Source organism: Rhizobium sp. T1470 (assembly GCF_042140505.1).
GTDB classification, from domain to species: Bacteria; Pseudomonadota; Alphaproteobacteria; order Rhizobiales; family Rhizobiaceae; genus Rhizobium; species Rhizobium favelukesii.
Genome location: NZ_CP148093.1, coordinates 93685 through 104640, shown reverse-complemented (window position 1 = coordinate 104640; position 10956 = coordinate 93685). Strand labels below are relative to the sequence as shown.

Sequence of the window (10956 nt, the reverse complement as noted above, 5' to 3'; positions counted from 1 at the left end):
CACATGGGTAAATCTCATTCTGTTGATCTTCGTCAGCGTGTTGTTTCCATGGTCGCTAGCGGCCAATCACGGCGAGCCGCTGCCCGTCATTTCGCAATCAGCGACAGCAGTGCGATCAAGCTGCTGCAACGCCGGGAGCGGACTGGGCTGATAACCCCCGCGCGTCAAGGAAGGCCACCAGGTGCAGGGAAACTGTCGGCGTTTCGCGATTTCCTGGTCGCACAGGTCGAAGGCAAACCGGATATCACCATGCCAGAGCTTGCCCGTCGCCTTGAGGATGAACATGGATTGGTTATTCCACCATCGTCCGGTTTTTGATAACGCAGGGATACACATATAAAAAAACAGATAATGGCGTCGGAACGCGCTCGCGCTGATATCCGAAAGGATCGTGATGTCTGGATTTCGAAACGCCAACCCCGGATGCGATTTGAACCGCATCGACTTGTTTTCTTGGACGAAACCTCGGTGAACACAAAGATGGTGAGACTGCGTGGGCGCTCCCCGCGCGGCGAGCGTCTCATCACGGATGCGCCCTTTGGCCACTGGGGGACACAGACATTCATTGCAGGCTTGCGCTGTTTCGGTCTTACTGCGCCCTGGATTATTGACAGGCCGATGAACCGGGAAATCTTCGACACCTACATCGAGACCCAGCTTGCGCCGACACTCGAACCAGGCAATGTCGTCATCCTGGATAATCTTCGCGTTCACAAGAGCGATAAAGCCAAAGCCTGCCTCAAGGAAGTTGGTGCGTGGCTCCTGTTTCTGCCGTCTTATACCAACCCTCATTGATCAGAACCCATGGGCCCATTGCCTGCGACCGATGGACATGATCTTCCAGGGTCGGTCCTGCAGTGTTCGCCATGCGCGACAGCAGTGGTCGACTATGTCCTCGTAGGATTTGAAGACGCGGTTTGAGAGCCAGTTTTCGCGCATGAACTGCCAAATGTTCTCGACGGGATTGAGTTCGGGCGATTTCGGCGGCAGGGGCAGAATGGTGATGTTCTCGGGAACCATCAGATTGTTGGACATATGCCACCCTGCCTGGTCCATGATCAGGATGGCGTGCGCACCGTCGTCGCCGCACTTCGCGATATCTCGATCAGATGCTGGTTCATGGCATGAGTGTCACACCAAGGCATCACCAGGGCTGCGGCCTTGCCTTGGCTGGGACAGATCGCGCCGAAGATGTAGGCCGAGCGGGTTCTCTGGTCGTGCGGCGCGGATGGCCTCGATCCACGCTTGGCCCAGCGACGTGTGATCTTGTTCTTCTGGCCGATGCGCGCCTCGTCCTTACATGAGGGTTCGTGTGTCAACATCATCGTGCCGTATCTTTTCTCCTTTCAAATCCGGAAAATCATTGCGAGTTTGGGGCGGCGCTGTGCGGCAGCCTTGGCTGCGTAACCTTACATGCGGTCGGATTCAGCGTAGAACCCGTAACCATAATGCCTCATGCACGAGGCAAAGCCCCAATGAGCACGACCAACCTGGAACGCGGTTCTTGGTTGACCCTTGATGTTGGTTTCCACGCGGAACTGAGCCGGTTTTTCCACCAAGAAGTGAGCCACCTCTAAGTATGGTTTTCTGATCAGGATTTGGTCAAGGGATTGGCTTTTTCTCCTTTCTTCTGTGCTGCGGCAGCCGAGCTGGCTTTGAAGCGGAAGCTGTCGTTACCGGTTTCCAGGATATGGCAACGGTGGGTCAAACGATCGAGCAGAGCGGTCGTCATCTTGGCGTCGCCGAAGACGGTTGCCCACTCGCTGAAGCTGAGGTTGGTGGTAATCACGACGCTGGTCCGCTCGTAGAGCTTGCTTAACAGGTGGAAGAGTAGTGCTCCGCCTGAGGCGCTGAACGGCAGGTATCCCAACTCGTCCAGGATGAGCAGATCGAGGCGGACCAAGGTCTCCGCGATCTGGCCCGCCTTGCCTTTAGCCTTCTCCTGCTCGAGAGCATTGACCAGTTCGATGGTCGAGAAGAAGCGGACCTTTCGGCGATGATGCTCGATGGCTTGGATTCCAAGAGCGGTCGCGACATGCGTTTTTCCAGTGCCAGGGCCACCGATAAGGACAACGTTCTGCGCCCCATCCATGAACTCGCATCGGTGCAGTTGGCGCACGGTGGCCTCGTTGATCTCGCTGGCGGCGAAGTCGTATCCGGAGATGTCTTTGTAGGCTGGGAAGCGAGCAGCCTTCATGTGATAGGCAATCGAGCGGACCTCACGCTCGGCCATCTCGGCTTTCAGCAACTGGGACAAGATTGGCACGGCCGCATCGAAGGCGGGAGCACCTTGCTCGATCAGGTCCGTGACGGCCTGGGCCATGCCATACATCTTCAGGCTACGCAGCATGATGACGACGGCAGCACTTGCGGGGTCATGACGCATGACGACCTCCTACGATCCGGACCCGCAAGCCATCGTAGCGTTCTACATTGGCCTTGGGTTCGCGCAGCAGGGTCAGTGCCTGTGGCGTATCGATGTCGGGACCGTCGGTCGTCTTGCCATCAATCAGCCGATGCAGCAGGTTCAACACATGCGTTTTGGTCGCCACGCCTTGATCCAGAGCCAGTTCCACGGCCCTGACGACGACCTGTTCGTCGTGATGAAGCACCAGAGCGAGGATGTCGGCCATCTCACGATCACCGCCGGGGCGGCGAAGCATCTGATCTTGCAACTGTCTGAAGGCCAGCGGCAATTCCAGGAAGGGCGCACCATTGCGCAAGGCACCGGGTTTGCGCTGGATGACGGCAAGGTAATGTCGCCAGTCGTAAATCGTTCGTGGCGGCTTATCGTGGCTCCGCTCAATGACCCGCTCATGCTCGCATAGGATATTGCCCTCGGCCGCAACGACCAGTCTCTCGGGATAAATGCGCAGGCTGACAGGCCGGTTCGCAAACGATGCTGGCACACTGTAACGATTGCGCTCGAAGGTGATCAGGCATGTCGGTGAGACGCGCTTGCTCTGCTCAACGAAGCCGTCAAATGCGGGTGGCAGTGCCATTAATGCTGCCCGCTCATCAGCCCAAACATCTGCGATTGTGCCGGGCAAGGTGCCATGCGCCGTCTCCCGCCACAGGTCCTGGCAATGCTGTTCCAGCCAAGCATTCAATACCGCCAAATCCGGGAAGTCAGGCATCTGTTGCCACAGTCGTGGGCGAGCATCCTGGACGTTCTTCTCGACCTGCCCCTTCTCCCAGCCGGCAGAGGGATTGCAGAACTCTGGCGCAAAGACGTAGTGGTTCGTCATCGCGAGGAAACGGATGTTGACCTGCCGCTCTTTGCCGCGACCGACACGATCGACCGCCGTCTTCATGTTATCGTAGATGCCGCGACCAGGTACGCCGCCGAACACACGGAAGCCGTGCCAGTGGGCGTCGAAGAGCATCTCGTGCGTTTGCAGCAGGTAGGCCCTGACCAGAAAGGCCCGACTGTGCGACAACTTGATATGTGCGACCTGAAGCTTCGTGCGCTCGCCGCCGATCACGGCATAGTCCTCACTCCAATCGAACTGGAATGCCTCGCCTGGGCGGAAAGACAGCGGAACGAATATGCCGCGGCCCGCTGTCAGCTGCTCAGCCCGCCAGTCGCGGGCGAACGCGGCGACCCGACCATAGGAGCCGGTAAAGCCGAGAACCACCAGATCCGCATGAAGCTGCTTCAGCGTTCGGCGCTGCTTGCGCGACCTCCCGGCCTCGGTCTTCAGCCAGCCAGCAAGTTTGTCGGCAAAAGGATCGAGCTTGCTCGGACGTTCCGGTACCGTGAACGTCGGCTCGATCGTACCAGCGCTCAAATACTTCGCGATCGTGTTGCGTGACAGCCCAGTGCGCCGGCTGATCTCGCGGATCGACTGCTTCTCGCGCAGCGCCATCCGACGGATGATGTTTAAAAGTCCCATGTGGATCACTCCGTGGCCCCCGTCGCTCACCGCGTTGGGGGGAAGGTTCACATGGCTCAATTCTCAATGGAAATTATGCGCCTAACCGGCTCAGTTCTGCGTGGAAACCAACAGTCCTGGTCCAGGTTTGCCTCGCTCGATCGGCAAGCTCGGCATCTCACCCGATACCATTGTATCGCAGTCCTTACAGACCATGCGCTTCTCGATATGCCGGACGATCTTCACAGAAGCCGGCACATGCTCCATCACCTGGACCACCTTGTCGGCCGCCTTCAGGAAGGACATGCCACCACAAGTCGGGCAACTGCAGGGCGCTGTGTACACCTGCTCTTCAGTTGGAAGGCCATCCGGCAGAGGTCTGCGTTTCGGCTTGTCGGGGGTATCATCCAGATCTGGCAGCAGGCCTTTTTCGGAACGAGCATCAGCCTCGGCGCGAGAAGCTTCGATCTCCTCGAGCATCAGTTCGAATTGCTCAATCTTCCGATCGATCTTTTCCGAGGATGCGCCGTGCTGCCGATGTCGGAGCAGTTCCAGCTGCGCACGCAGAAGACCGATGATCGAGTCGCGTTTGATGACTTCGGCTTCTTGCGCGCTGAGTTTCGCCGCCTGTTCAGCGACGAGCGCGCGCAATGCCAATAGCTCGTCCTGACTGTCCAGCGGCGGTGCTTTCATGCCCAAAAACATAGCCGATTTGCAGCGAAAGCACTAGCGTTTTGCCCCGGATGTCCCTGTAAAATATAGCTTTTAACCCGTGCGGCCAGGGGCGGAAGTCCACGCTGGTCGGCGCCAGTCAATCCCTTCAACAAGCATCGACAACTGAGCCTGCGTCAGATGCGCAACACCATCTTTCGCCGTCGGCCAAGGAAAGTATCCGCGCTCAAGAATCTTGTAGAATAGGCAGAACCCTTGGCCATCCCACCATAGAAGCTTGATCCGGTCGGCGCGCTTTCCACGGAAGCCGAAGATCGCTCCGGAACCCGGCGCTTCCTTGATCACCGCCTCGACCATAGCAGACAGACCATCGATACCGCGCCGCATATCGGTCACCCCGCAAGCCAAGTAGACCCGTACATTTCCTGTCGGCCCGATCATGCAGCCTCAACACACGCGATCAACGATGACAGCGTCTTGCGTTCAATGTCCGCCGGAACTTTCAAACTGCGACCATTTCGTAGCTGGATCTTGATAAGCGCGGGCGCCCCGCCGGCCGCCGGCATCTGCCCGAGGCTTACTTCGTTGACCAGGTGGACCGGAAGGAACGTCGCTGACACAGCGAAGTGGCTAAGCGTTTTCCGCCATAAACGGATCTGCGCAGGATAAATGTCATGGCGACGAGCGACATCACCAATCCGAACGCCCGGTTGATTGGCTTCAGCCAATATCGCCAGCTTCGCTTCCTTCGACCACCGCCGCCTACGCTCAACGCCGGAAATGATCTCCATGCGAGCCATGCCAACCTCTCAGATCTGATATTAGTGTCAGCACTAATGCTGGTTCTAATGCCAGAACATCGCCTAACTGGCTCGTTCTGCAAAATCCGCTCACCGGACGCTCACACGAGAACAATGACATCAAAGGGTTCAAGACAATGGTGGTCATGGATCGCGTCAAAGCCGGGTTTGCTTTTCCCATAGAACCCTGAAGCGCCTGACCTGTTCAAACTGGAGACTCGACCCGCTTCGCGACACCATCGTGAAACCGATCACACTAGATTTCGCAGCCCTAATCAATTACCAGTAGTTTGCGCGGGACGTTGGACAGGAATTCTACCGCACCTTCCGTGATCAAAATGCTCTCCGTGATCTCGATGCCCCAGTCGCCATACCAAAGACCGGACATGAAGTGGAATGTCATGCCGGGACGTAATTCCGTTCTGTCACCGGATCGGAAGCTAGCTGAATTCTCACCCCATGCTGGCGGATAACCCATACCGATGGGGTAGCCAGAACGACTGGTTTTATCGAAGCCATATCGTGCCAAGGCGCTGGTGTAAGCGCTTGCAATGTCCTCACAGGTGTTGCCTGCGATGGCCTTTTCCAGCCCGGTCGCCATTCCATCGAGTACGGCTTTTTCGGCGTCAAGGATCTGCTGGGTCGGCTTTCCGAGATAATATGTACGCGAAAGAGGGCAGTGATAGCGCTTGTGCACACCTGCGAGTTCAAAGAAGACGCTTTCGTTGGCGCGAATAAGTCGGTCGGTCCATGTAAGGTGGGGTGCCGAGGCGTCCGCGCCAGCACCGAGATTGGGTACACAAGCTGGATAGTCTCCCCAATATTCGTCCACGCCGCGGGTTCCAACGTATGTCAATTCGGCGATGATGTCGGACTGTTTCACGCCCGGGCGCAATACGTCGGTGACTTTCTGATACATGGCTTCCACGATTCGACCGGCGCCGCGCATGTACTCGATCTCGCGTGGCGATTTGGTCAGGCGCTGCCAATTGATCAGTCTGTCTGCCCGCTTGAACTGGGCATTTGGCAATGAAGCCAAAAGCGCCTCGAACGAAGCGGCGGAGAGGCAAGAACTATCCTTCTCGACGCCGATGACGGACGATCCGTGACCCTCATCGGCTATGATATGACCAAGAACAGACATCGCATGGAGGCTGTCGGACTGGACGTACTCGTCTCCGTACCACTTGATGCGATCCCCACCGATATAAGATGTTCTTCGGCAGCCATTTGCATCCATGCGCCGGCCGAACCAGAACGGATCTTTATCTTTGGTGACGACGACGCATTGCGGAACGTAATAGGAGCACCCGTCATAGCCAGTGAGCCACCCCATATTGGCCGGATCTGTAACTACGAGAAGGTCGATGCCGGCCTGCTCCATGGCCTTCCGAGATTTTTCCAGACGAGCCTTGTACTCGGCCAACTCAAACCGCAGGTTCTGTTCACTCATGTGAAACCTTTCACTTACGATATTTCGGAGTTAAGAAATGATGGGGTAATGGATGACGTCATCAATCGGTCTGCCAGAGCCGCCTTAGGCCACAGTCGAAAGAGTCAGACGGCAGAGGTCCGTTATATCGTATATCGGCAACCCAGACCTACGGCGGAGCGCCTGCGTTACGACCGGAAACCCTGTACATTCGAAAAGAATGGCGCCGACCTCCGGAGATTTCGCACGCAGGCGAACGATACATTCATCCACCTCATGTTCGATCTCGCCTAACTCAGTTCGAATGAAGGGGTAGGCAAGGGTATTGCGTACGTATTGACCGCCCTTTATCCCACCGATTACCACCCGGTGACGATCTTCCTGGCGGACGTGGCGAAACAAGTCTTCACTGCAGTGTTGTGAGTCAGCGGTTATCACCGCCAATTTCTTCCGGGCCGGAAGTTGAGCCAACAGAACAGGGATAAGTAATAAGCTGGACGTCACGACAGGTACAGCCACTGCGGTGGCGATCGCTTCTTGATGGCGAATAAGGAAGCCGCAATCGCCAGCTACGACCGTGGCACCTCTCTGGACCAAATGCCGCGCCGCAGTCACACACGCATCTTCTAGGCCTGGATCTCCCCGAATGACGAGTTCCGCCAGTGCGCCCTTTATCATCTCAGTGACAATTGGGAGCCCGAAGGTCGTGGGGTTTGATAAAGCTCCTGGACGAGGAGGAAGATTTGAACCACTACAGGACTGTCCTTCGTCGAGTTCTAGAATTCCTAGGATCTGAGCGCCTTGCGACGGCATTTTTCAAGCTCCTGTCACCGGTCATGAGTCTGTGAGAACCGCCTCAACATCTCGACTGATTGTATCGGTCAGAGACCCCTGCCAGTTTGCTTCGAACTTCCGATGCTCGCGCATTCCTATCGGTCCAAAAGCTGTGCGGGCTGAATTAAAGCACTATCGCAATCATCTACTGTTTGCAACAAACGTTTTACAGATTTCTTACGGGCACATCTGTTTGATAGCTATTCGGACTCGCTAGATTATACCAACTGTAATGGCCCCATAAATATCCGGACACGATCTCCCACTTAACAAGTGTGCGAGGTAATGTGCCCATTATGACCAGTCACAGTCCTAAGATAGAAGTCCTGTCCGGCCCTGAGCGCCGCCGTCGCTGGTCGACGGCAGAGAAGCTTGCCATCATCCAGGAGACATATGAGCCGGACGCTACGGTGAGCATTGTTGCGCGCCGCTATGGCATCCAGCCGAACCAGTTGTTCACCTGGCGTAAGTTGGCCACCCAAGGGGCTCTGACGGCAACTGCTGCGGAGGAGGATGTCGTCCCGGCGTCCGAATATCGCGCCCTTCAAAACCAGGTCAAAGAGTTGCAGCGTCTGCTTGGCAAGAAGACAGGTCCTGGCACCTTATCTTGCACGCTTCCAATCGAAGGGCGTGACTGCGCCCGGATGTCGCGTAAGGGAGAATTGGTCTACTTGCCGAATTCCTGACGATGCAATCGAAAAACTGGTGCCGATCTACGAAAAGGTGGGGGCGGTCCACCTCCCAAACACCAAGAATCACCCTTTCAGCGACGAAACGGTGCATGTCTTGGTCATCGATATTCGACGTTCTCTGACATCGATCGATCGGCGCTTGCTCTATTGGCTCGCCGTGTTTGGCCCGGCACTGCGCAGCCATCTCAGGTTGTTTGGCGCGCGCCATACGCGCGCAATTCTCAACCGCGGCATCCAAATCGGTTTCACTGTCAAGCAGGCCCTGGCCCGTGCCCTCTTCTTCCGTTCGATTTGAACCGCGGGCGCGTGCGCTGGCAAGGCGGCGTACTCGTAGCATTCACGAGGCATCGATGTCGCTCCTGCCGGTTCACCTGCACTTCATAGGAGAAGTCGAGGCAACGGCCCTGACGCAAATGCTTGGCGCATCGCTCGATCGCCTAGGACAGCGGCAGGTCCACCTACGATTGGAGAGGCACGCCGTTTCGCCGCGCCGACAATGAAGGTGTCGAAGATGCGCCGCGACAAAGGCACGAGCCAGAGCAATGATCACCCATTGCTCTGGTTTTGCTGTTGCGCAGGCGATGTCACGTTATCAGCAGCTTAACGGTTGATGGATAATTCGGCTGAGATGAACTCGCCGACTCTCAGTTACAAGAACCACCGCTTTCCACTGCAGATCATCGCCCGTGCGATCTGGCTGTATTTCCGGTTCCCTTTGACGTGATGCCCGCTGTCGAACATCGATCGCACAAGGGCCTGAACAATCGTGCAGAGAATTCTCACGTGCCACTTCGAAAACGAGAACGGATGATGCAGGGATTTCGATCTGTCGGCGGCTTGCAACGTTTCATCTCGGTCTTCTCAGCGGTCCGCAATCTATTCGTCGCACCGCAACAGAAACGCTCAGCCCTAGCCACCCACATTCATCGGATCCGCGCAATGGCGCAGTGGAAAGCCGTGACCGGCGCAGCTGTATGAGTTCACAGATAAACGCCTTGTCCGCGCGTCAATTGAAACAACGTGACATCGCCCACTCGACGTCAAGTCGCCTGACACGGCCACTGAAGAACGACGTTACAGCACAGAACTTCGGTCCCCCAGCGTTATGTCGGAAGGGATAGACAAGGTTGCTATAGCTGCAAGGAAAGAGGCGATGCCCGCCAACACGAATGTGGCCGACACCGATTCGCGGATCACCATCCCTGCAATGGCCGCGCCCAACGGGTAACCTGCGATGTTCAGGCTCATCGAAATCGACAATACGCGCCCAAGCTGTTGCGGATCTGTGCGCCTTTGGCGCAAAGTTAAGAGTGCGACACTGATAGGTCCGGACATCATTCCGGCGAGCATCAGGCCTATTGTAAGACCGGTGACCCCGTATGCCGCCGCAACCGGCCATGCTGCAAAGGCGGTGACGACCATACCGGCGGCCATAACATGGCGCTCGCGTCCGGTGGTATGAATATGCCCGGCCAATAGCGCCCCAACACCTCCGGCAATACCTATCGCAGACCACAGAAGACCGTTTACTGCGCTGCCCGCGGCCGTATGATTGGTAACGAACACCGGAACGACCACGTAGAGGGCGCCCCATGTAATTTCATATAGTGAATAGGAGATGGCAAGGCCGCGTAGCGTCGGCTGCCGCGCCACTATCTGAATGCCTTCGATTATTTGGCGGAGGAACGATGTCTGTGTGGAAGTCGATCCCGGCAAGCGTTGCACGCGGGGCAAGCAGATCGCTGCACCTGCATAGGTCGCGGCGATCATAGACATCGCAGCCTCCGGCCCGGGCCATGCATTAACCAGAGCCGCGATCGCCGGTCCAACAACATCGATGATGGCATAGATCGCGGTGTCCAACGCATTGGCCCGATCCAGCGCATGGGGTGGAACGAGTCGCGGCAGCAAAGTGCGGGTTCCCGCGGCGCCCAAAGGGCCAGCGAGCGAGAACGGCATCACCAGAATGAACAACACCAGCGGGCTGGACAAATGAGCCCAACCGGCGAAACTGATCGCGGCAATGAAAAATGAACTGGCGATCATGTCGATCCTGACCGCAATTGTCGGCCCTACGCGATCAAGCAGAACGCCTGCGACAGGACTTACAATGAGGCCGGGAACAATCGCTGCAAACATAAGCCATCCCGCCAGGCTCGGCGACGAAGTCTGCGTCAGCACGAACAGAACCAATGTGAGGTGGAACATCCTTGCGGCCAGACGGGACAGGGTCGCGGCAAGGATCAAGGGTAATAGGCCAGGAAGCTTCAAAAGACAGCGGTATGAGTTCTGCCGTTCCATAGTGACCTGCACAGATTGTTGAGCATTTAAAGGACATAGTGTCGGAACTGGACCGTCTTGAATTGACGGCATGAGCGGTCGCCTGTTCGTCAGAGTGGGCACTTCTTAACGGCAACGTTGGTCGCGGGCACCTACTTAGGAAGGGAGCATGACGCAGAGGGGCGTTAGAACAAGCTGACTCTGCGGCTATAGCAGCGCGGATGCACCGATGTTGCCTGTTACGGGCGAATTTCTGCTCTCTGGAGCAGAGGAGCACTCGACGTCGGTCATTGCTGGCTCGGAAATTATTCGGACAGCCGAAACCACGCACGGCAGCGACGAGAATGGCTATGGCTTAATCTTCGATATTT

Annotated in this window: 9 protein-coding genes and 5 pseudogenes; 6 read left to right on the top strand and 8 right to left on the bottom strand. The window is 56.8% G+C overall.

Translation table 11 applies throughout. The annotated features are described in order from the left end of the window. The first annotated feature begins 3 nt into the window (after positions 1–3). Positions 4–318: a helix-turn-helix domain-containing protein gene (locus WGT02_RS30285; RefSeq protein ID WP_208245830.1), complete on the top strand. Its 315-nt coding sequence runs from the start codon at positions 4–6 to the stop codon at positions 316–318. A gap of 162 nt (positions 319–480) precedes the next feature. Continuing rightward, entirely contained in the window at positions 481–795 is a 315-nt protein-coding gene (locus WGT02_RS30280) for a transposase (protein ID WP_208245828.1), read from the top strand. Here WGT02_RS30280 and WGT02_RS30275 read toward each other — a convergent pair. The 6 genes and pseudogenes from WGT02_RS30275 to WGT02_RS30250 all read right to left on the bottom strand — a co-directional run. Beyond that, positions 796–1295 (bottom strand): annotated as a pseudogene (locus WGT02_RS30275) (IS630 family transposase); the annotation flags it as partial. A 296-nt stretch (positions 1296–1591) separates the two neighbouring features. Further along, complete coding sequence (gene istB / locus WGT02_RS30270) at positions 1592–2386, bottom strand: IS21-like element helper ATPase IstB (protein ID WP_208245060.1); 795 nt, start codon at positions 2384–2386, stop codon at positions 1592–1594. Then, the gene (istA, locus tag WGT02_RS30265) at positions 2376–3896 is read right to left on the bottom strand and encodes an IS21 family transposase (RefSeq protein WP_208180357.1); all 1521 of its coding nucleotides are present in this window, start codon (positions 3894–3896) and stop codon (positions 2376–2378) included. The genes istB and istA overlap by 11 nt, the downstream gene beginning before the upstream one ends. A gap of 108 nt (positions 3897–4004) precedes the next feature. After that, positions 4005–4568, bottom strand: a pseudogene (locus WGT02_RS30260) (IS66 family transposase zinc-finger binding domain-containing protein); the annotation flags it as partial. 72 nt (positions 4569–4640) lie between these two features. Beyond that, entirely contained in the window at positions 4641–4988 is a 348-nt protein-coding gene (gene tnpB, locus WGT02_RS30255; protein WP_018240454.1) for an IS66 family insertion sequence element accessory protein TnpB, read from the bottom strand. Beyond that, positions 4985–5347 carry a transposase gene (locus WGT02_RS30250; protein ID WP_037069819.1) on the bottom strand — a complete coding sequence of 121 codons (363 nt, stop codon included), beginning with the start codon at positions 5345–5347 and terminating at the stop codon, positions 4985–4987. Before WGT02_RS30250 ends, tnpB begins: the two co-directional genes overlap by 4 nt. A 104-nt stretch (positions 5348–5451) precedes the next feature. Here WGT02_RS30250 and WGT02_RS30245 point away from each other — a divergent pair. Then, a pseudogene (locus WGT02_RS30245) lies at positions 5452–5538 on the top strand (ArsR family transcriptional regulator); the annotation flags it as partial. An 80-nt stretch (positions 5539–5618) separates the two neighbouring features. Here the strand turns inward: WGT02_RS30245 and WGT02_RS30240 are convergent. Beyond that, complete coding sequence (locus tag WGT02_RS30240; protein WP_208245826.1) at positions 5619–6800, bottom strand: Xaa-Pro peptidase family protein; 1182 nt, start codon at positions 6798–6800, stop codon at positions 5619–5621. A 1109-nt stretch (positions 6801–7909) separates the two neighbouring features. Between WGT02_RS30240 and WGT02_RS30235 the strand changes: the two are divergent. From WGT02_RS30235 to WGT02_RS30225, 3 genes and pseudogenes are all read left to right on the top strand, one after another. Beyond that, a pseudogene (locus WGT02_RS30235) lies at positions 7910–8203 on the top strand (transposase); the annotation flags it as partial. A 115-nt stretch (positions 8204–8318) separates the two neighbouring features. Beyond that, entirely contained in the window at positions 8319–8600 is a 282-nt protein-coding gene (locus WGT02_RS30230; protein ID WP_208245824.1) for a hypothetical protein, read from the top strand. A 422-nt stretch (positions 8601–9022) separates the two neighbouring features. Beyond that, positions 9023–9283 (top strand): annotated as a pseudogene (locus tag WGT02_RS30225) (DDE-type integrase/transposase/recombinase); the annotation flags it as partial. Positions 9284–9379: 96 nt separating this feature from the next. Here WGT02_RS30225 and WGT02_RS30220 read toward each other — a convergent pair. Beyond that, positions 9380–10606 (bottom strand): MFS transporter, encoded by a 1227-nt coding sequence (locus tag WGT02_RS30220; protein ID WP_208245822.1) that lies wholly within the window; start codon positions 10604–10606, stop codon positions 9380–9382. Positions 10607–10956: the final 350 nt, after the last annotated feature.

Excerpts from the sequence above, each read along its gene's own strand:
- WGT02_RS30285 (WP_208245830.1), top strand. The coding sequence starts at position 4 with ATGGGTAAATCTCATTCTGTTGATCTTCGTCAGCGTGTTGTTTCCATG.
- WGT02_RS30280 (WP_208245828.1), top strand. The coding sequence starts at position 481 with ATGGTGAGACTGCGTGGGCGCTCCCCGCGCGGCGAGCGTCTCATCACG.
- istB (WP_208245060.1), bottom strand. The coding sequence starts at position 2,386 with ATGCGTCATGACCCCGCAAGTGCTGCCGTCGTCATCATGCTGCGTAGC.
- istA (WP_208180357.1), bottom strand. The coding sequence starts at position 3,896 with ATGGGACTTTTAAACATCATCCGTCGGATGGCGCTGCGCGAGAAGCAG.
- tnpB (WP_018240454.1), bottom strand. The coding sequence starts at position 4,988 with ATGATCGGGCCGACAGGAAATGTACGGGTCTACTTGGCTTGCGGGGTG.
- WGT02_RS30250 (WP_037069819.1), bottom strand. The coding sequence starts at position 5,347 with ATGGCTCGCATGGAGATCATTTCCGGCGTTGAGCGTAGGCGGCGGTGG.
- WGT02_RS30240 (WP_208245826.1), bottom strand. The coding sequence starts at position 6,800 with ATGAGTGAACAGAACCTGCGGTTTGAGTTGGCCGAGTACAAGGCTCGT.
- WGT02_RS30220 (WP_208245822.1), bottom strand. The coding sequence starts at position 10,606 with ATGGAACGGCAGAACTCATACCGCTGTCTTTTGAAGCTTCCTGGCCTA.